At 54.7% G+C, this 20,249-nt stretch carries 19 protein-coding genes and 1 other annotated feature; of the genes, 15 read left to right on the top strand and 4 right to left on the bottom strand.

Annotated elements, in window-relative coordinates:
* Window positions 1–86: 86 nt before the first annotated feature.
* The 6 genes from ACE6ED_RS04960 (at window position 87) to glpK (ending at window position 7,531) form a co-directional block, all read left to right on the top strand.
* Entirely contained in the window at window positions 87–611 is a 525-nt protein-coding gene (locus tag ACE6ED_RS04960) for a redoxin domain-containing protein (protein WP_410825950.1), read from the top strand.
* Entirely contained in the window at window positions 608–2,293 is a 1,686-nt protein-coding gene (resB, locus tag ACE6ED_RS04955; protein WP_410825948.1) for a cytochrome c biogenesis protein ResB, read from the top strand. The genes ACE6ED_RS04960 and resB overlap by 4 nt, the downstream gene beginning before the upstream one ends.
* Window positions 2,290–3,552, top strand: coding sequence for a cytochrome c biogenesis protein CcsA (gene ccsA / locus ACE6ED_RS04950; protein WP_410825947.1), 1,263 nt, complete (start codon window positions 2,290–2,292; stop codon window positions 3,550–3,552). Before resB ends, ccsA begins: the two co-directional genes overlap by 4 nt.
* Before the next feature lie 61 nt (window positions 3,553–3,613).
* On the top strand, window positions 3,614–4,330 hold the full coding sequence (locus tag ACE6ED_RS04945) for a response regulator transcription factor (protein WP_410825946.1): 717 nt from the start codon (window positions 3,614–3,616) through the stop codon (window positions 4,328–4,330).
* A gap of 1 nt (window position 4,331) precedes the next feature.
* Window positions 4,332–5,768 (top strand): ATP-binding protein, encoded by a 1,437-nt coding sequence (locus ACE6ED_RS04940; protein ID WP_410825944.1) that lies wholly within the window; start codon window positions 4,332–4,334, stop codon window positions 5,766–5,768.
* 236 nt (window positions 5,769–6,004) lie between these two features.
* Window positions 6,005–7,531, top strand: a complete 1,527-nt coding sequence (gene glpK / locus ACE6ED_RS04935; RefSeq protein WP_410825943.1) for a glycerol kinase GlpK — start codon at window positions 6,005–6,007, stop codon at window positions 7,529–7,531.
* Window positions 7,532–7,675: 144 nt separating this feature from the next.
* Here the strand turns inward: glpK and ACE6ED_RS04930 are convergent, their stop codons facing one another.
* The 3 genes from ACE6ED_RS04930 to ACE6ED_RS04920 form a co-directional block, all read right to left on the bottom strand.
* Window positions 7,676–8,926, bottom strand: a complete 1,251-nt coding sequence (locus ACE6ED_RS04930; RefSeq protein ID WP_410825941.1) for a methyl-accepting chemotaxis protein — start codon at window positions 8,924–8,926, stop codon at window positions 7,676–7,678.
* Window positions 8,927–9,220: 294 nt separating this feature from the next.
* Entirely contained in the window at window positions 9,221–10,813 is a 1,593-nt protein-coding gene (gene serA, locus ACE6ED_RS04925; protein ID WP_410825939.1) for a phosphoglycerate dehydrogenase, read from the bottom strand.
* A 227-nt stretch (window positions 10,814–11,040) separates the two neighbouring features.
* Window positions 11,041–11,271, bottom strand: a binding site (T-box leader).
* Window positions 11,272–11,431: 160 nt separating this feature from the next.
* On the bottom strand, window positions 11,432–12,337 hold the full coding sequence (locus tag ACE6ED_RS04920; RefSeq protein WP_410825937.1) for a hypothetical protein: 906 nt from the start codon (window positions 12,335–12,337) through the stop codon (window positions 11,432–11,434).
* A 115-nt stretch (window positions 12,338–12,452) separates the two neighbouring features.
* Here ACE6ED_RS04920 and ACE6ED_RS04915 point away from each other — a divergent pair, with 115 nt between their 5' ends.
* From ACE6ED_RS04915 to ACE6ED_RS04905, 3 genes are read left to right on the top strand one after another with little or no spacing between them, the layout of a single operon-like run.
* Window positions 12,453–13,052, top strand: coding sequence for a CPBP family intramembrane glutamic endopeptidase (locus ACE6ED_RS04915; protein ID WP_410825935.1), 600 nt, complete (start codon window positions 12,453–12,455; stop codon window positions 13,050–13,052).
* Window positions 13,049–13,423, top strand: coding sequence for a hypothetical protein (locus ACE6ED_RS04910; protein ID WP_410825934.1), 375 nt, complete (start codon window positions 13,049–13,051; stop codon window positions 13,421–13,423). The genes ACE6ED_RS04915 and ACE6ED_RS04910 overlap by 4 nt, the downstream gene beginning before the upstream one ends.
* Complete coding sequence (locus tag ACE6ED_RS04905) at window positions 13,417–14,247, top strand: metallophosphoesterase (RefSeq protein WP_410825932.1); 831 nt, start codon at window positions 13,417–13,419, stop codon at window positions 14,245–14,247. The genes ACE6ED_RS04910 and ACE6ED_RS04905 overlap by 7 nt, the downstream gene beginning before the upstream one ends.
* A gap of 259 nt (window positions 14,248–14,506) precedes the next feature.
* On the opposite strand, the gene ACE6ED_RS04900 is transcribed toward ACE6ED_RS04905, so the two are convergent.
* On the bottom strand, window positions 14,507–15,472 hold the full coding sequence (locus tag ACE6ED_RS04900; RefSeq protein ID WP_410825930.1) for a polysaccharide deacetylase family protein: 966 nt from the start codon (window positions 15,470–15,472) through the stop codon (window positions 14,507–14,509).
* A gap of 94 nt (window positions 15,473–15,566) precedes the next feature.
* On the opposite strand from ACE6ED_RS04900, the gene ACE6ED_RS04895 reads away from it, so the two are divergent.
* From ACE6ED_RS04895 to ACE6ED_RS04870, 6 genes are all read left to right on the top strand, one after another.
* Window positions 15,567–15,929 carry a hypothetical protein gene (locus tag ACE6ED_RS04895; protein ID WP_410825928.1) on the top strand — a complete coding sequence of 121 codons (363 nt, stop codon included), beginning with the start codon at window positions 15,567–15,569 and terminating at the stop codon, window positions 15,927–15,929.
* A gap of 183 nt (window positions 15,930–16,112) precedes the next feature.
* The gene (locus tag ACE6ED_RS04890; RefSeq protein ID WP_410825926.1) at window positions 16,113–16,727 is read left to right on the top strand and encodes a genetic competence negative regulator; all 615 of its coding nucleotides are present in this window, start codon (window positions 16,113–16,115) and stop codon (window positions 16,725–16,727) included.
* A 104-nt stretch (window positions 16,728–16,831) separates the two neighbouring features.
* The gene (prsW, locus tag ACE6ED_RS04885; RefSeq protein WP_410825925.1) at window positions 16,832–17,527 is read left to right on the top strand and encodes a glutamic-type intramembrane protease PrsW; all 696 of its coding nucleotides are present in this window, start codon (window positions 16,832–16,834) and stop codon (window positions 17,525–17,527) included.
* Window positions 17,528–17,603: 76 nt separating this feature from the next.
* On the top strand, window positions 17,604–17,750 hold the full coding sequence (locus tag ACE6ED_RS04880) for a hypothetical protein (RefSeq protein WP_410825923.1): 147 nt from the start codon (window positions 17,604–17,606) through the stop codon (window positions 17,748–17,750).
* A gap of 92 nt (window positions 17,751–17,842) precedes the next feature.
* Entirely contained in the window at window positions 17,843–19,204 is a 1,362-nt protein-coding gene (ypeB, locus tag ACE6ED_RS04875; protein WP_410825921.1) for a germination protein YpeB, read from the top strand.
* A gap of 322 nt (window positions 19,205–19,526) precedes the next feature.
* Window positions 19,527–20,180 (top strand): flagellar brake protein, encoded by a 654-nt coding sequence (locus ACE6ED_RS04870; protein ID WP_410825920.1) that lies wholly within the window; start codon window positions 19,527–19,529, stop codon window positions 20,178–20,180.
* The last annotated feature ends 69 nt before the right edge of the window (window positions 20,181–20,249 follow it).

Below are 20,249 nucleotides of genomic sequence, written 5' to 3'. Positions count from 1 at the left end.
TTGTGACAATATTCGTTATAATGTTCATAGGATGTTCACACCATGTGGCAAAATTATGAACTACGTCATGAAATGGGGGCTTCTGTGTGGGCAAAGCGAGAAAGCCGGTTCAAGTGATTATTCTCCTCCTGGTCGTGCTGCTGGGCGGCTACGCGGTCGGCACTTCGGTGTTCGGCGGGGGAGCGAAGCCGGAGGCCGGCAGCCGGGCGCCTTCGTTCAAGCTGCTTGGACTGGACGGAGAGACGCATACGATGGATGAATACAAGGATAAGGCCGTTGTGCTTAATTTTTGGGGAACCTGGTGCGGTCCATGCGTCAAAGAGATGCCCGCTCTGCAGGCCCAATATGAGAAATGGAGCAAAGAAGACGTGGTGGTGGTCGGGGTGAATGTCGCCGAAGACCGGCTGACGGTTGAGAATTTCGTCTCCAAGCTGGGCGTTAAGTTCCCGATCCTGCTGGATACCGGAAGGGATGCAGTCCGAAGCTACGGCATCTCCCCGCTGCCTGCCACCTTCTTTATCCGTCCCGGCGGCAAAATTGATACCGTTCACATCGGACAACTGGATCTGGATACGCTTGACCGCCAGATCGGAGAGCTGGTGAACCGATGAGCGGGCGTAAGCCGCTGGTGACCAACTCCAAATGCGAGTGCGGTCATCAGAATCCGGTGGGAACGGTGCTGTGCGAAGCCTGCGGCAAACCGCAGCAGGAGGAGAGCGGGGACAGCGGCGTCCTGGAGATGCGTTATGACGGGATGGCCCGCCGGTCGCAGAAATCGAATCCCGGGCTGATTGATCTGGTGTGGAATTTCTTTTCCTCCGTCAAAGTCGCGATTTATCTCATTGTCCTGACCCTGCTCGGCTCCATGCTGGGGACGATTTTTCCCCAGGAAAGCACTTTTCTGAACGTCGACGCTTCCACCTATTATAAGGAAGAATACGGCTGGTTCGGAGACTTGTACTACAAGCTGGGACTGTCGCATACGTACGAGTCGTGGTGGTTTGTCCTGCTGCTTGTGCTGATTGGCGCGTCGCTGGTCATCTGCAGTCTTGACCGTGTCCTGCCGCTTTACAAGGCGCTCAGCCGGCAGAAGATCCGCAAGCACCGCCAGTTCCTGACCCGGCAGCGGGTGACGCTGACAGCCCCGGTTAGCCGGGAAGGATCGGACTGGGCGAATGAAGCGGCGGAGCTGCTGAAGAAACGGCGGTACCGCGTGAAGGTGGAAGGCGGAGCGCTGCTGGCCGAGAAACAGCGGTTCAGCAGATGGGGGCCTTATGTTATACATATCGGACTGATTATCTTTTTATTGGCGGTTTTGGCCAGAGGCCTGCCTGGGCTGCATATGGATCAGCATTTGGCTTTTCCTCAGGGCGAAGCGACGCCGATCCCCGATACCTCCCTATACCTGAAGAACGAGAAGTTTACCGTTGAATTTTATAGTGAAGCCGAAATGCCGGAAGAATTCCGGGGCAAAAAAGTGCTGCCCAAGCTGTTCGCTACCGACGCAGTCCTGTATGAGTGCACCGCCGGCTGCGGCGATCCCGCGCGGGAGCCTCAACTGGAAGAGGTCGCCCGGCACCGGATCCAGGTAAACGATCCTTTGATATACAAAGGATTGAAAGCGTATCAGTTTGATTACGACCTGACGCCGGTACTGCGCTCGGTCCAACCGTCGCTGGTCGACCGCCGCACGGGCGAGGTGTACGGCAAGTTCAAACTGGAGATCAAAAATTCGGTGCGTACCTACAAGGCCGGGCCCTACACGCTGGAGCTGAAGGAAAAGTACATGGATTTTGGACTCGGCGACGAAGGCCAGCCGGTCTCCAAGTCTCCAAATCCAAACGCGCCTGCGTTTTTGTTCCTGATCAAAGGGCCGGAGCTGCCCGCTGAAGGCCTGCAGTATTTTTATTTTCCGAAGCAGGTTGATAAAGAGCAGTTTCAGCAGGAAGCCATCAATGACCGTTTAGGCGGGGAAGGGCGTTTTCTTGAGCTGGAGGTCGGGGATATGGCGGACGTCGATTTTTCCGAATCGACCACGTTCCTGAATGTCCGGGTTGACCGGGCGATGCCGTTTGTGTGGATTGGTGCGGGCATCGTCATGCTGGGTCTTGTTCTTGGTTTTTACTGGCAGCACCGCCGGATCTGGCTGAATGTGGAGAACGGGGAGCTTGTGCTCGGCGCGCATACGAACAAAAACTGTTTTGGCTTGAGACGGGAAATTGCGTCCTTCCTTAACCGGATGGGCATTGACGCGGATGACAAATCTTTGGATGGCGGGGGAGGTCAAGCATGAGTCTGCTCGATTTCAGCAGCGATATTTTTATCGTAGCCTTTTTTCTTTACTGCGCCGCGTTCCTGCTCTATACGATTGCTATTATGGGCCGCAAGTGGTCGGGACGCAAACCTGAGGAACACACTGCCCGCTGGGGTAAAATCGCCTTTATCAGTTCGTCGCTTGGACTCTTGTGCCACCTGGTGTATTTCTTTACCCGCTGGGCAGGGGCCGGGCATATTCCGGTAAGCAATATGTACGAATTCATGACGTTCCTTTCTATGATGGTTATGGTGGCGTTTACGCTGCTGTATGCGATTTACCGCAAAACGGTGCTTGGTTTGTTCGCCGTCCCCATCTCCATCATCATTATGGCGTATGGCGCGGTGTTTCCGCAGGAAGTACAGCCGCTGATTCCGTCGCTGCAGTCGATCTGGCTTAATATTCACGTTACGCTGGCCGCGCTTGGCGAATCGTTTTTTGCCGTGGGTTTTGCCGCAGGGCTTATGTATCTGCTGCGCACAGTGAAATTCAACAGCGATGCCAAAAGCGACCGGAAACAGCAGCGGCTGGTAGAATTTACGCTGTTCACCATTCTGGTTATCGTCGGTTTTCTGGTGACTGTGTTTGCATTCCGGGGGGCGGGCTATGAATCGGTGTTTGCGGTAAACAAGGTAACGATTGACAGCCCCGGGCAGGAGAATAGTACAATAGAGAATGTGAGTTATAAAATGCCTCCTATTGTGGCACCATACGACAGCAAAATCGACCAATTTCAGCCTTTTCTGGGTCTGAAGGCCCCTCTGTTCGAGGCGCCTTCCTGGATGAACGGCGTTAACGCCGGCCGCAAATTCAACACGGTGCTCTGGTCGATCCTGTCGGGAGCCCTACTCTATGGGCTGCTGCGGCTGATTGCCCGCAAACCGCTGGGCCGGGCTATTCATCCCGCCATGGACGGCATTGACCCGGATGATTTGGACGAAATCACGTACCGGGCCATTGCGATCGGATTTCCGATCTTTACCCTCGGCGCACTGGTCTTCGCCATGATTTGGGCGGAAGTTGCCTGGGGGCGCTTCTGGGGCTGGGACCCAAAAGAAGTGTGGGCGCTTGTCACTTGGCTGTTCTACAGCGCCTACCTGCACCTGCGCCTCGGACGGGGCTGGCAGGGACATAAATCCGCTTGGCTTGCCGTTTTGGGTTTTCTCGTCGTGATGTTTACACTCGTAGGCGTCAACCTGGTGATTGCCGGTTTGCATTCCTACGCAGGCACGGATTAAGCCGTACGGCTGCAAGCATTTTTTTAAAAGAACAGCTTTATTTGATGAAGGGGTTGTAGAGATGGCAGAACATTTGAACCGTATATTGGTGGTTGACGATGAAGAGCGGATTCGCCGGCTGCTCAAAATGTATCTGGAAAAGGAAGGCTACGAAATCGACGAAGCGGAAGACGGCGAAATGGCCCTTCGCAAGGCAACGGCTAACGATTACGGCCTGATTCTGCTGGATGTTATGCTGCCCGGCATCGACGGGATGGAAGTGCTTGCGCGCCTGCGCCAGGTCAAATCCACGCCTGTGCTTATGCTCACCGCCAAAGGGGAAGAAATTAACCGCGTGCAGGGCTTTGAAATGGGTGCGGATGACTATGTAGTCAAACCCTTCAGCCCGCGGGAAGTCATATACCGTGTGAAGGCGATTATGCGCCGTTCTTCCGCGACCGCCTTTTTGTCCAAAGAAAGCAATTCGAGCAATAACATCGTATTCCCGCATCTGGTGATCGAGCATGACGCGCACCGCGTGACCGCCGGAGGCCAGGAAGTCAGCTTGACACCGAAGGAATATGAACTGCTGCATTATCTTGCGATCTCTCCGGACAAAGTATTCTCGCGGGAAGAGCTGCTTAAGGATGTCTGGAACTACGAGTTTTTTGGCGACCTGCGTACGGTGGACACCCATGTCAAGCGGCTGCGCGAGAAGCTGAACAAAGTATCACCGGAATCGGCGGCTATGATTACGACAGTCTGGGGCGTAGGCTACAAGCTAGAGGTGCCAAAATAACGTGAATTTCTGGAGAACGCTTGTCGGCAAGCTGTGGGCCACAATTATTTGCCTTGTCGCTGTCGTGTTGATGACGCTCGGTCTGTTTCTGCTGCCGTATATCGATAGCAATTTCGCCAACTCCGATGCAATCAAGCGTTTGTTCATGTATACCGCCATCATCGGTTTTTCGATGACTACCTTTTTTGCCTTATTTCTATTCACCAAGATTACCCAGCCGATGCAGCGGCTGATTGAAGCGGCCAACTCGATCCGCAGGGGCGAGTACGGAACCCGGCTTAAGCTGGCAACCAGCGACGAGATCGGCGAGCTCGCCACCACCTTCAATCATATGGCCGCCGAGCTGGAGGATACGATCCGCAGCCTGAATCACGAAAAAGGCCATTTATCAAGCGTACTGCGCAGCATGAGCGACGCGGTGATCACCTGCGATAACGAAGGCCGGATCATTTTGACAAATCCGCCGGGCCAGGCTTTGCTCGACCAGTGGAACGAAATTGCCTGGAAAGACGAAGAGCGCTCCGAAGGCACGGCGCTTGAAGCGGGTCCGGGCCTGCTGCCGCCACCGCTTGTTCCGCTGTTCCGGGACACGCTCCGGTTAGGGGGCGATCAACGTTCCAATGTTCACGTGAAACAGGGTGTTTGGTCGGTTCATATGGCGCCGCTGTATTCGGATCAGACGATTCACGGCGCAGTAGCCGTGCTCCGGGATGTGACGGAAGAAGTCCGCCTGGAAAAAATGCGCCGCGATTTCGTGGCCAATGTATCGCATGAAATCCGGACACCGCTGTCCATGATGCAGGGGTACAGTGAGGCGCTGCTGGACGGAATGGCGGCATCGCCGGAAGAAAGCAGTGAATTGATCCAGGTAATTCATGACGAATCGCTGCGGATGGGCAGATTGGTCAAGGACCTGCTTGATTTGGCCCGAATGGAAGCGGGACACACGGATATGATGAAAACGGCCGTGAACCTGAGCGAGCTGCTGGACCGGGTGTACCGGAAATTCTCCGTCCGTGCCAAGGAACAGGATATCACCCTGAAGCTTGAGGAACGGCCGGATGAACTGATGCTAAAAGCGGCCGACGAAGATAAACTGGAGCAGGTGCTGACAAACCTGCTGGATAATGCGTTCCGGCATACGCCTTCCGGACGGGCGATTAGCTTGTCCGCCCGGCTTGGGGAGCTGGACGGTGTTCCATGCGCCGAGCTGGAAATCAGCGACGAAGGGGCGGGAATTCCCAGCGATGACCTGCCGTATATCTTCGACCGTTTTTATAAGGCGGACAAAGCGCGGGTGCGCGGACAATCGGGGGGAACCGGGCTTGGCCTGGCGATCGTCAGAAACATCGTGGACGCCCACCGCGGCACCATTACCGCGGCCAGCAAACTGGGCGAAGGAACAACATTTAAACTTAAGCTTCCTGTCGAACCTTAGATTTTTTTTAATGAATTTGTGAGGCGCCTCTGAATCCGGAGGTGCTTTTTGTTGAATCAAGCCTATAAATCTTGTTCATCGTGGAACAATTGCGGTTCAATGCTGATTGGCTAAACAAAACTGCTAGGCACAAAGCCGCTTGTTTCATCCGGCCGTCGAAGCGGTTACAATGGGAATACGTTATCAAAGGATACAGCCGGTTAGTGAACGGGCGGGAACAGACAAGTCGGGAGGGCATGGATTTGAACAATTATTTGCTTGCATTGGACCAGGGAACAACCAGCTCCAGAGCGATTGTATTTGACAGGAAAGCGGAGATCGTATCGCAGGGCCAGCTGGAGCTGCCGCAGCGGTTCCCGCGCCCCGGCTGGGTGGAGCATGATCCGGTGCAAATTTGGCAGACACAGCTGGATGCAGCGCGTACAGCGATCCGGACGGGCAACATCGACCCGGAGGAACTGGCCGGCATCGGCATTACAAACCAGCGCGAGACAGCGCTTATTTGGGATAAAACGACGGGCGAGCCGGTTTATCCGGCCATCGTCTGGCAGGACCGGCGTACCGCCGAAGCGTGCGAGACGCTTAAGGCGAAGGGGCTGGCAGAGGAAATTTCCCGTAAGACGGGACTTGTGATCGATGCCTATTTTTCGGCTACCAAAATTGCCTGGATACTGGATCATGTTGATGGGGTCAGGGAGAGAGCGGAGAACGGCGAGCTCCTCGCCGGAACGGTTGACAGCTGGCTGATCTGGAAGCTTACCGGCGGACGGGAGCATGTAACGGATGTAACCAACGCATCCAGAACGATGCTGTTTGACCTGCATACCCGCTCCTGGGATGCCGGACTGCTGGATGCGCTCCGGATCCCCGCGTGTTTGCTGCCGGAGGTCCGGATGTCGGGCGGCCATTTCGGTGTCGCGGATGCGCAATGGTTTGGCCGGGAGCTTCCGATTTTGTCTGTGCTGGGCGATCAGCAGGCGGCTTTGTTCGGCCATACGTGTCTTGAAGCGGGCAGCGCAAAAAATACTTATGGCACGGGATGCTTCATTCTAATGAACACGGGCCGGGAAGCGGTCGCCTCACAGCATGGCCTGCTGACAACGGTCGCCTGGGGCATGGGGGATGAGCTCTATTACGCGCTGGAAGGCAGCGTTTTTGTTGCCGGTGCTGCCGTGCAGTGGCTGCAGGAGGGACTTGGCGTAATTGATTCCCCTGCGGTATCCGAACAGGTTGCAGGCGAAGTGGAGGATACAGATGGTGTAGTTGTTGTACCTGCCTTTACAGGACTGGGTGCGCCCTATTGGGATATGTACGCGCGCGGCGCGGTGTTTGGATTAACGCGAGGAACGACATCCGCACATCTCGTCCGGGCGACGCTGGAGTCGCTCGCCTATCAGTCACGTGATGTGATTGGCGCGATGGAGAAGGACGCGGGCATGCCCTTGAAGGAGCTTCGGGTCGATGGCGGTGCAGTCAAAAATAATCTGCTGATGCAGTTTCAAGCCGATATTCTCGGCGAACAGGTGACGCGGACGAGGTATGCGGAGACAACGGCGCTTGGGGCGGCGCTGCTGGCCGGCTTATCGGCGGGTTTTTGGAACCGCGACCAGCTTCAAGCCTTCAATCAGGCGGAGAAGGTATTTGAGCCGCATATGCCCGAAGAGGAACGCGAGCGGCTGTATCAGGTCTGGCAGGATGCCGTGGCGCGGACGATGGGTTGGGAACGGCATGAATTTTCCGCGCGGAAGGGAACCCGCCAGTAGTACCTAGCTCGCCAGTGTGTGTGCTAAAACTCAGAAACAGCAAACCGCATATAGATGCTGTAAACAAAACGCTCCCCGGAAAGGCTGCAGCCATTTTCGGGGAGCGTTCATGTTTCTGTTAGTTAGTACAGGAACTGTAGAGTGTTAGAACTTGAATACGTTAATTGTCTTCTGCAGCTGCAGCACGGCGCGGGTCATCGCTTCGGTCTCTTCGGCCACCTGCTGGATGTTCTCAATCTGCTCATTCATCGCCGCGGAGACTTCTTCCGTCCCGGCTGCCGATTCTTCGGTGATTGCCGAAATGTTCTCGATGGAAGCGGAGATCTTCAGCGCACTCTCCAGCATGACATCGCTTTCGGCTGAAAATTCGGCAATCTGTTCTGTTATGTATTGGACGCTCTCTACAATCTGAGAAAAAATCTGACCGGCTTCAATGATCATCTCGTTCTGCAGCCGGACGACTGCTTCGTTGTCCGCGATGCTGTTGATGGCCTGCCGAATATCCTCTTCGATCGACCGGACAAGCCCGAAAACTTCCTTGGTTGACTGCGTCGATTCTTCGGCCAGCTTCCGTACCTCCTGCGCTACAACGGCAAATCCCCGGCCATGTTCGCCGGCCCGGGCCGCTTCAATAGAGGCGTTCAGGGACAGCAGGTTGGTCTGCTCGGCAATTTCCGAAATTGTCGTGGTAATCATGGTAATGTTACGGGCGTTCTGGGACAGCGCTTCAATGGTGTCGGCCACCTTTTGGGTGGCGGCGATATTCTTGCGCATGCCTTCCGCCTGGGTGTCCACTGATTGGCGGCCTTTTTGGACCAGTTCCAGCATATGCTGAGAACGTTCGTCCATCGTCTTGGTCGAATGGGCGTAATTGCTCACTTTGTGTTCGATCGCCTTAATCGACTCTGTCATGCCGGCAATATCCTCCGAAACTTCGCTTGCGCCAACCGCCAGCTCTCCGGAGGAGGAAGCGACCTGTGCCATTACAATCTTGAGGTTCTGGTTCTTGTCCTCGATTCTCTGGCTTGCATCCATGACCTGCTTCGTGATGCGGGAGGCGTCGGACAAGATCGTCGTCAGCTTGTCGATCATGTTATTGAAGGTGCGGCTGATATCACCCATGGAGCCGCGTTCGTCGGCCCGGCTGGTAAAGTCGCCTTTTGAGATGCTGTGCGTGACATTGGCGATGTCATCGAATGAGGATGAAAGCGTTCTCGAGATTACAACTGACAACGGATATGTCAGCAGGGCGAGCAGAGCCACAAGAATCAGGCCGACCCAAATCTTGCCGATCAGAATAAAGGTGACAAGAACAGGAAAAGCAAACAGGGCGGCGACCATATAACTGCCAACAATGGCCTTCTGCGGAAGCGATAAACGATTCATCCAGGACATAGGCTTAAAGTCCTCCTCTATGTAGTTGTCTTTGTCATATTATAACATTTTAAGTGAGAAAAGGTCTATTGCGAGAATTACGATATTTAAAAACCAAGATAATCGGCCCAGGTCTTAGGGCTGTGTGCTCTGTTTGGAAATAATACTTAAGAGGGGAGGGGACAATGAAAAAAGATTAAAAAAACGCCACGGCGAATGGCCGTGGCGTGCGTGAAATGCGGGTACGGAAGTTCAGCAGCTAGTATGCGTGTACCCTAATATAATGGAGAAAAAATTCAGAATCCAGCGCAAACTCTAGGCAAGCGTAACTTCTTCCGCCGTGTTGATTTCGGGAAGAGCAACGAGTTTGACCAGAACGTCTTTCGGCACCGCTTTGTCGACTGTCAGCAGCATGATGGCCGCGCCGCCGACGATTTTACGGCCAACCTGCATGGAGGCGATGTTTACGTCGTTTTGTCCAAGCAGTGTGCCGACCTGGCCGATGATACCCGGTTTATCGTTATGCGAGATAAAGATTTGGTTGCCTTCCGGCGCGATGTCGACCGGGAACTGGTTCAGCCGGACGATCCGTTCGCCGTAGCCCTGCAGCAGGGTGCCGGCCACAAGTTTTTCTTCGCCGTTTTCCGTCTTCAGCGTGACGGTGATCAGGTTCGTAAAGCCTTTTGTTTTGGAGGCCTTGGTCACAACGACGTTGACATCCCGCGTCTTGGCCAGGTGCATCGAGTTGACGATATTGACGTCTTCCGCAAAATGACGGGAAAGCACGCCCTTGACGATGTACCGGGTAAGCGGCTGCGTGTCCACATCGGACAAGTCGCCGGCATACTCCACCGCGATTTCATGCACAGCATGGTTCGTAATCTGGGAGGCGAAGCTGCCCAGCTTCTCGCCAAGCCCAAAATACGGCTGCAGCTTGCTCATGACTGCCGGTGCGACCGGAGGAATGTTGACGGCATTGACAAACGGCTCATTGCGCAAAATATGCAGGACCTGCTCCGATACGTCAATCGCAACGTTCTCCTGGGCTTCGACGGTGGAAGCGCCAAGATGCGGCGTGACGATGATCTTCGGGTGCTTCAGGAACGGATGGTCCGGCTGCGGCGGCTCCGTTTCAAAAACGTCGAATGCGGCTCCGGCTACGATACCGGCGTCGATGGCTTCCACCAGCGCGCCTTCGTCGATGATGCCGCCCCGCGCACAGTTCACGATGCGCATGCCTTTTTTCATGACCTCAAATTGCGGGCGGCCGATCAGACCGCGCGTTTCCGGAGTCAGCGGAGTGTGTACCGTAATAAAATCGGCCTGACGGACGATGTCGTCAACGGAAGCAAGCTTGACCTCCAGCTTCTCCGCCCGGTCAGCGGTCAGGAACGGATCATACGCCAAAATGCTCATGCCGAACGCTTTGGCGCGTTTGGCGACTTCGCTGCCGATCCGGCCCATGCCGAGCACGCCCAGGGTTTTGGCGCGGAGCTCTACCCCAACAAAAGTTTTGCGGTCCCAGGTGCCGCCGATCGTTTTGGCGTAGGCTTGGGGAATATGGCGGGCGAGCGCCATCATCATCGCAAACGCATGTTCACAGGTTGTAATCGTGTTGCCGTCCGGCGCATTGATAACGACAACGCCGTGTTTGGTGGCTGCTTCAAGGTTGATGTTGTCGACACCGACACCCGCGCGGCCGATGACTTTGAGGTTTTTGCCCGCCTCAATGATTTTTTCGGTCACTGTGGTCTGGCTGCGTACAAGCAGCCCGTCGTATTCGCTGATAATTGCGACCAGCTCGTCTTCGCTAAGCCCGGTCTTTTTTTCCACCTGCACATCCTTGGCTTCCATCAATTGCTGAATTCCCAAATCGCTGATCGGATCCGATACCAACACTTTGAACATCGTTTTACTTGCCTCCTTAGGAATTAAAAGCTGAATATGTCGAGGATGCGCCATAAAGGCGTTCCGCTCTACCGGAAAATCGGGGCAATCAGCCTGGTTGGACTGACGCGCTGAAGCAGGAAAGAACTGGGCTGTACGACGGCCCCAACCCGCCTGCCGGATCGTTACTAGGGTAAGGGGCCGTGTTTGGATAACAAAAAAACTCCCGAACCCATACTGCTGCCGCAATAAGGGACGAGAGTCGTCGTGGTGCCACCCTAATTCACCGCGCCTTGCGGCGCAGCCTCATGGCCTGATAACCAGGCCCACTGGTAACGGAGTTGATCCGATTACACCTACTTCATTACGGTTCGGCGTAATAGCTCAGGAGCGCTTAAGCATACGGTCCGCCGCCGGTTTGCACCATCCACCGGCTCTCTGAAGACTTATCCGAAGCTTTGTTCCATCATCGTCTTTTGAAAGGATTCAGTTGTGCTTGCTTAATTTTTTCATAATGTAACATGGGGCTGCCAGATGTGTCAATAGGTTGAAATTCGCTTTCCTGCATCAACGCGTTAATTCCATTTCGGTTCCGGAATTTGCTAAGATACAAAAAGCATCGTCTGATTGTCCCGCTTCTTACTCATAAAAGAAGGGGACCTGCGGGATGGTCTCGTTCGGATAATACTGTTCCTGCCATTTCAGAAAATCCTGTTCCTGAATCGCGCCAGTGGAAATAAGGACGTTCAGGGCGGACTGCACACTGCCCAGCTTCAGCTCGGCTGCCGTTCCGTTTTGAATCAGGTTGTCGATTTTGGCCGTTACGTCCTGCGGATCGTAAGCCTGGAAGATAGCCCGGTTCAGCATCATCCCGGCAATATGATCGTTTTTAAGCAGCAGCGGCATTTTTTTCCACTCGGCCAGCGTTACCGTTCTGGAATCTCCGGTGGTAGCGGGAATCGCGGAATTTGCTTTTGCGCCCCACTTCAGCATGGAGTCGTAAAAAGCTTTTTGCGCCTGCAGTCCGTATTTTACTCCAGCCTTGGCATAGGTATTTGTCTGCAGCGCCTTCAGCGTTCCGGCGCCCGTGGCGCCCTGCTTGACGCTGCCGGAGGCGTCGGAGAACAGCTTAAGGCTCTTAAGCGCTAAAACCTGAGCTTCCTGAAGCAGCGGCGAATTCGAATACATTGCGTCCGGATTTAATTTAGCGTACTGCTTGTCGGCCAGCGCCTCCATGCTTTTGAGGATCGCCGTGCGTTCCCGGGCGCTGGAACTGCGGGCGAGCTTGTCCGAGAGTACGCTCCAGTCGCGCTTGAATTCCCGGTAAGGCAAAAATACGTTATGATAGAAGGTGACCAGCTCCTGCTGCTGGTAGGAGCCCGAAAACTCCTCGGCTCCCATACCCTTCTTCAGCCCGTCGTATTTGGCTTCGATCCGGTCGGCCCCCACTTTAACGCCCGAGAAAAAAGCGGCGAACCCCAGAATCAGGACCAGGAGGAAGCTAAGTGTATACAGCATAGGACTGCGGGAGGTATGACTGTTCATAGGTAAGATACTCCTTTTTTAAATATATAAAAAATGTTATGATATCGGCTGCGGCCTACGGGCCTGCAGGTGGTACCGCGCTTGGAGCGGAGCAGAGAAAGGTCAGGCAAATCATATGAAAAAATTCAAGTTCAAGCTCGGCGACATCAAGCTGAAGCAGGTGACGCCGGATCAGCTGACCGATAAGCTGCTGCTGATCAACCTTTACATTACGCAGGGTATTACCTTCATTATCGGTTTGGTATGGATTTTATTGCAGGGAAGAAACCCGATCGAAGTGTTAAATTTCCCGTCAAGTGTACAATTTGTGATCTGGGGACTCGGATTGGCCGGAGTGATGCTGATCTGCGACTTTTTGCTGACCTGGGTCGTAAAGGAAGGAAGTATGGATGACGGGGGAATCAACGACATGCTGTTCCGCAACAGGCCGGTGTGGCATATCGTATTTATCTCCGCCATGGTGGCGATTTGCGAAGAGCTGCTGTTCCGGGGAGCCATACAGCATGCATTTGGGCCTTATTGGACCAGTATTTTGTTTGCTTTGATTCATATCCGTTATTTAAGACACTGGATTCCGACAGGCTGGGTCTTTTTGAGCAGTTACGGGCTCGGTTACATCTATATGGTAACGGGTACGTTATGGGCGCCGATCTTATGCCATTTTGTGATCGACCTGTTTTCGGGATTGGTTATCCGTTTCAGGAGGGAAACATGAACAGCGAGTTAAGCCGGGTGAAGTCCCGGAGAAAAGAGCGGGACGGCGGCAAAGCGGAGGCCGCCCGGACCGATACCGCAAGAACCGTTCCGCAGGAAGAACCGGTGACGCTGTCGAGGGTACAGCGCCACGGCGGGCGGAAACAAACGCCAACCCGCGAGGCGGGCCGGACCGCGGGACGCAGCCGCAGAAGTCCCGCTCCGGGCGAAGAAGAGGAGCGGGCGCCGTCGCGGGCGGAGACGCATGCCTCGGACAAAATCCGGTTCAGCAAGATTTTTGTTAATACATTATATGCTTTGTTTTTTATGCTGCTTGTCTTCCTGCTGTATTGGGGGCTTCGGGGCGCGCCGCCCCTGCGCGAGTTATGGTAACGGCGGCATCTGCAGCGGCATGGGCGCTTCTCGCTGCGGGAGCGGCCGGAGCGGCTGCAGCCGGAGGCATGGCCGCCAGCGCGTTTGGACGGGGAGTGACCGAAGCGGAGGTCCGGCTGCGCCGGCTGCCGGCAGCATTTGACGGGATGACGATTTTGTTCATCACCGATATCCACCGGCGGAAGCTGCCGGCCAGCCTGTTTGCCCCGCTGCGGGAACGGGCCGGTGTGGTGCTCGTCGGCGGCGATCTGACCGAACGCGGAGTTCCCCTTGACCGGGTTCGCAGCAACATGGAATTGCTTGCCTCGGTTGCGCCTGTATATGCCGTTCACGGGAACCACGATTACAGGGCGGATACGGAGCAGGTGGACCAGGCGGTCAAGGAGAGCGGAGCGCGGCTGCTGGCGGATGAAAACACCCCGCTGCGGCGGGGCGGGGAGACGCTGTGGCTGACCGGAATCGACTTCCCCCGCCAGGGCTCCAGAGCTTACGGTCCGCTTCCGGCACTCCCGCCGGAGGAGCGGGAAACATGCCGGGTTGTGCTGGTTCACGATCCGCTTTGGCTCTCCATGCAGGAGCGGGTTCCCGCGGAACTCGTGCTTTGCGGCCATACGCACGGAGGGCAGATCCGGCTCCCTCTGCTTGGCGCCAGGCATGCTGATCCGTTCTACGGCCGGTACGAATCGGGATGGCACACCTGGCGGGGCCGCTCGGAAGCGGAATCCGCGCAGGTGCTCATCAGCAGGGGCTTCGGCACCGCCCATGTGCCGCTGCGCCTGCGGTGTCCCGCGGAGTTCCACCTGCTGACACTGCGGAGAAGCTGAAACGGGCAGGGAACAGCAGTGTGCCGGCTGCGGTAACGCAGTCGAGCAAGCGGTCGCTTCCGCTGAAGCCAAGCATCATCGCTGACAAAACCGCGGTAACGAACCCGAGCATACCGGCTCGCATCATTACAGGAACCTAAGCTGAACCATTGGCAGGTATAATAAACGCCGAGCTTACCGCAGGTAAAGATGCAACGGCATAAAAAAACGGGTGACGTGAGGGCTAACCCCTGACGTCACCCGTTTTTTTATGTCTTGGTTACTGTTGTCCCGTCTGAATCGCCCGCGGATCAACAAAGCCGTAGCCCTTGCCCTCCAGCGTAGTTAGCAGCTTGTCCAGCGCCTCGACGGTCCAGGGCAGCTCGTGCATCAAAATGTTGCTGCCGGAATGCAGCTGGTCTGTAACTGTGGAAATCAGCTTCTCTGTCTTGTTCGCGTCTTTCTCTTTCATTTCCCAATCCAGAGACCCGACGGACCAGGTCATGTACAGCATGCCTTCTTCCGCCGCGATCTTACGGCCGACATCGCCTCCAGCGCCATGCGGCGGACGGAAGAACTTCGGCGCTTCTCCGGTCAGGTCCTTAACGGCTTTCTGTACATCGCCGATCTGCTTCCGGACCTCAGCTTCGGATTTGTTCTTGAGCACGATATGGTCCCAGCTGTGATTGCCCAGGATCTGGCCGCGGTCATGAATCAGTTTAAGCAGGCCGGGGTTCTCTTTGACCCGGTAACCGTTGACGAAAAAAATCGCCTTCGCATGGTGTTTGTCCAGCGTATCGATCATGGCGTTAATCATGCCGGCATCCTTTGGGCCGTCGTCGAAGGTAAGCAAAACGACCTTCTTCGGCACGCCTTCCCCAATGGGGACGATGTCATAATTTTTGTTCATTTTGTACGCGACCGCAGGGGCAGCCTGCTGCGTGTCCCCAGCCGGGCTTGCCGAAGGCGCCGGGCTTGCGGTGCCCGCTGCGTCTGCGTCTGCCGATGGGGCGGGAGCTTGGTCCCCCGCAGCCGGTGAAGGTGAAGCCGCGGCAGCGGCGCTGCCCGCAGGGCTTGAAGCCGGTGCGGCCGTGGACGAAGGGGATGCCGAAGCCGTAACGGCAGTTGCCGCGGGAGCGGCCGGGTCCGAGGCGGCCGGCGCAGCCGTGCCATCATTGGAGGATCCGCTGCTGCAGGACGCCAGAAGCAGGGCCGCAAGCAAAAGCACTGCTGTTTGTTTGCCCACAAGAGTTCATCTCGCTTTCCTGTTATTAGCTGTATGAGCAGGATTCAATCCGCAAACACTAGTCATGATTTTACCATACAAGGAGGGTACAGTTGTGAACACTTCGTCATTTTTTTGCGGCGTTCTGATCGGCGCAGCGGTAAGCACGATGATGTCCCGCAAGCGCAGCGGGGGCGGAATGATGTCGTCTCTCATTTCGAGCAACGGTCCGATGGGCAAAGCCGCCGATAAAGTTATGGACATGGCGTCGACCGGATTCGGAAACAGCTCAAAACCGGGTTCCGGTGCAAGTCAAGGCTCATCCATGCCGCAGCACACCAAGCAGGGGGAAAGCCCGGTGCGCTCCAAGGAATCAAACCTGAAGATGCTGAAAGAGTTCATCCGCACCAACCCCGACGTTAAACATGAAGTGGAAGCAATCCTGAAAGAAACGCATACGGCCATACCCGGATTGTAACCAAAACAGGCTCTCGCAGAATCATTTTGGGGAAGGCGACTTTCACAAAATGATTCTTTTTTATTGTGCGTGCATTTGCGGCTGTAAAATGATAACATACATACATAGTAACCATTTTTGGCTCATTACTCGGGACTCATCATACACTATTACCAAATGAGCAATCAAAAGGAGGATCCTGTCATGAGAATAGAACGATTAAGTCAAGATAAGATACGGATTTTCCTCACTTTTGACGACCTGAGCGAACGAGGCATCCAGAAAGAAGACATGTGGCAGGAAGTCCCCAAAGTTCACGACCTGTTTACCGAAATGATGGATCAGGCCTATACGGAACTCGGCTTCGACGCTACCGGTCCCCTTGCCGTTGAGGTGTTCGCGCTGCCCGCTCAGGGCATGGTCGTTATCGTGACCCGCGGGAAATACGATCACGGCCAATACACGGGAGCGGGAGAAGAAGAACTGCCCGAAGAGATTTACGAGATGGAAGTTACGCTCGAGCAGACGGATTCCATTGTATATGCCTTCAAGGATTTCGAGATTCTCGTTGAAGCCGCGCATGTGCTTGCCGGCAATATTACGTCGTCGGGAAAATTGTACTCATATAATGATAAATGGTACCTGTACTTCGATCCGAAGGAAATGGATGAAGCGGACATCCCCGCGCTGGTGGCAGTGCTGGCGGAGTTCGGAGATTCCTCGTCCGTAACCGAAAGCGTGCTTGACGAATACGGCAAGACCGTTATGGCGGAGAACGCGGTGAAAGTGCTCTGCGAGCATTTCAAGCGGCACGATTAAGGCCGCAGCCAGCCGCTCGTCAGGCAACCGTTTGAAGACAGACCGGCTTGTTCGGCGCCATTACCTGCCGTGCAACCACACAAACGTGCAGGGAGGAACGCTCGGTGCTTTGGTTATCCGTAATTTCGTCGGCTGTAGCTCCGGGAGTGGCTTTGCTGACGTATTTTTATCTGAAAGACAAATACGATCAGGAGCCTCTGCATATGGTTGTTAGGGTATTCCTGCTCGGTTTCCTGATCGTGTTTCCTGTCATGATCATTCAGCGCGGCCTGATCCTCGGCTTGGGCGACAACGTGTACGTTCATTCCTTTTTGATCTCCGCCGGCGTTGAAGAAGTATTAAAGTGGTTTGTGCTGTATCATATGATTTACAATCATACTGTTTTTGACGAGCCTTATGATGGGATACTATACGCCGTAGCCATTTCACTTGGTTTTGCCACGATAGAGAACTTGTTCTACGCCTGGTACAGTCACGCCGCAATCGGCTCCATGTTTCTTCGGGCACTTCTGCCTGTATCGGGACATGCCATGTTCGGAGTCATCATGGGCTACCACATGGGCAGGGCGAAGTTTTCGCCGGCGGCCAAGACAAAGGGCATATTGATTCTGTCGCTGGTGCTCCCGCTGATCTGGCACGGTATTTATGATTTTATTTTGTCGTCAATGATGCATTACTGGATTTGGTTTATCGTTCCGCTGATGGCATTCCTGTGGTACGGTACCATGGGCAAGGTGACGCGGGCGAACAACCGCTCCCCCTTCCGTTTCCTGAAACGCGGGGAAGAGGTTAATTTGTAACCTAGTGGGGCACACTGTTTCTCAAAGAGATTCCGTAGGATGCGGAAAACCGCTTAGAGAAGGAGGGTGTCTTTTTTTGCGCGTAAAAGTGCGGATTGTATGCAAAAATTGCGGCGAACGTTATGTGCTCCGGGGGAGCAGGCAAAACGGAGTGATCCAGACGGGATTCAAGCAATGTCTGTGCAGCAGCCGGAGCGGATTTGAAATTGAAGAAGAGTCCTAAAAAGAAGCCCTCTTTCGGAGCGGCATGGTGCATAAGACTTCTTTCCATTAGTCAAACTAAGGGCAACCAGTTTTGGAAAGGAGTCTTGCAGCATGTATAAACGATTGAGCGCTTTTTTATTTCCAGTTACGGCGCTGCTGATGATCGGGGCGCTGGTATGGGGATACCAGGAGAACCGCGAAAAAAATTCGATTCTGATTAAGGCGGAAAACCAGTATCAGCGTGCGTTTCACGATTTGTCTTACCATGTGGACCGGCTGCACGGGGAGCTAGGGAATACGCTTGCGGTTCACTCCAAATCAGACGGAATGCACCGTAAAGGCTTGGCAAATGTATGGCGTCTGACCAGCGAAGCTCAAAACGAGATCAACCAGCTGCCGCTGACGCTTCTCCCGTTCAGCAAAACGGAGGAGTTTCTGTCCAAAATTGCCAGCTTTTCTTATAAAGCCGCCATCCGCGACTTTACCAAAAAACCTCTCACTGACGGCGAGCTTGGCACACTGAAAACCCTGTACGAGAGTTCAGGCCAAATCTCCAAAGATCTTCAGAGCGTGCAGAACAAGGTTATCGCCAACCAGCTGCGGTGGATGGATGTGGAATCCGCGCTTGCGACAGAGGATGCCGCTCAGGATAATACCATCATCGACGGTTTTAAGACGGTGGACAAACGTGTGGCGGGTTATCCCGAATTGAACTGGGGGCCGTCGGTCGCCAGCATCTATGACAAGCGGAGTGTCAAAATGCTGGACGCAAAGCCGGTAACGCCGCAGCAGATTCAGGCAAAAGCGCTGGAATTCGCGGATGCGGGGCCCGGCGCTCAGGCGCAGGTAACCTTAAACGGAAAAGGCACGGAGTATGCCTCCTATACAGCCGTGGTCAGCGGTGCCAAAGGCGCAGCGCCAATCACAATGGATTTTACCGCCCGCGGCGGCCAACTGATTTCCTACAACAATAACCGCGAGGTGGGCGGCAATGCGGCCGTTTCGCTTGAAGACGCGTCGGAGCGGGCAGCCCGTTTTCTAGACCGTAAAGGATACCCGGGCATGAAAGCCGTCAGCGCGGACCGGTTCGACAATCTCGGCAACCTGACATTTGTTCCTGAGCAGAACGGGGTGCTGATCTATCCGGAAAAAATGACGGTACGCGTCGGGCTCGACACAGGCGAGGTCGTCGGCTTCCAGGCCAGCGACTATGTGAACGAGCATACCGGTAACCGCAAGCTGCCGAAACCGGGGATGACATTGGCGGAAGCGCGCGCCAAGCTAAACCCTGATTTCAAGGAAACCTACAACCGTTTGGCCCTGATCGAAAACGACGATGCCGAAAAGGTGCTCTGCTACGAATTCGGGGGAAGAATCAACGGATCGCAATACCGGATCTATCTGAATGCTTCATCCGGTACGGAGGAGACGGTGGAGGAAATCCGGACGCCTGCGGGTACGCAGGAAAGTTAGGCACGGCGGCAATTTGATCCTTGCTGACGGAGCGGGATTACCCAGAGTTCAAAATTAAAGCAGGTCCGGCGAAATGCCGGCCTGCTTTTTTGCTGGACAAAGAGAAGGCAGCAGCAAACCCTTTTGCCGTAATTAGAAGCCAAACTGGGTGCTGCGGTGTTACGCAATAGAGAAGCGGGACTGATCCAAATTTCCTGCGACTTTTTTCATAAAAATGGTTCCCGGGTCTTGGAAAGGCATGGTATACTAACAGCAGTTGATTACACATATATAAACCTGTAAAGTGCAATTTCTGATTACTTCGATGTGGCGGTGAGTATGCTTGTATCCCAAAATTAATGAAACACTATACCTTCACACCGCTTCCGGTGACGAAGAAGAGGCCAACGTCGAATACCGCTCCCGGATCGCGGAAGCTGACGACGAATCGTTCCTGATTGAAGTGCCGATGCGGTCGGACAACGGCCGCATGAAAAAACTGTTTATCGGCGATGAGCTGTCCGTGTTTTTTATGAGCGAAGGCGGCGTCAAAAATTATTTTTCCACCCATGTGATCGGGTTCAAAGAAGATGTAATCCGGATGATCCGGCTGCAGAAGCCGCCGGAGGAATCGATTATGAAAATCCAGCGCCGCAGTTATCTGCGTGTTGCAGCTGAATTGGAGCTTGCGGCCAAGACCCCGGCGGGGCAGCGCTTCCTGGTACGTACGGAAGATATCGGGGGCGGCGGAACGTCGTTTTGGTGCGATCCGAAGGTGAATCTTGAGGTGGGGGACATGCTCTCCTGCTGGCTGCTGCTGACGATGCGGGCCGGAGATCCTGAACATGTGGATTTTGACGGCGAGGTCGTGCGGACCAAGGAACTGGAGAACGGGCGGCTGCTGGCGATGATCAAGATGAACCGGATTTCGGACAGCTCCCGCCAAAAAATCATACGGTTCTGCTTCGAGCGCCAGTTCGATTTCCGCAACCGCTGACGGCCCGGAAGGATGCCTCCCTGACAAAACGACAAGGTCTGTGCGGTTTTGCACTGCAGTGCAAACTGT

The organism is Paenibacillus nanchangensis (assembly GCF_046543445.1).
Lineage (GTDB): Bacteria > Bacillota > Bacilli > Paenibacillales > Paenibacillaceae > Paenibacillus_AQ > Paenibacillus_AQ nanchangensis.
Note: the sequence above shows the minus strand (reverse complement) of the source record. Positions and strands in the feature narration are given on the sequence as shown.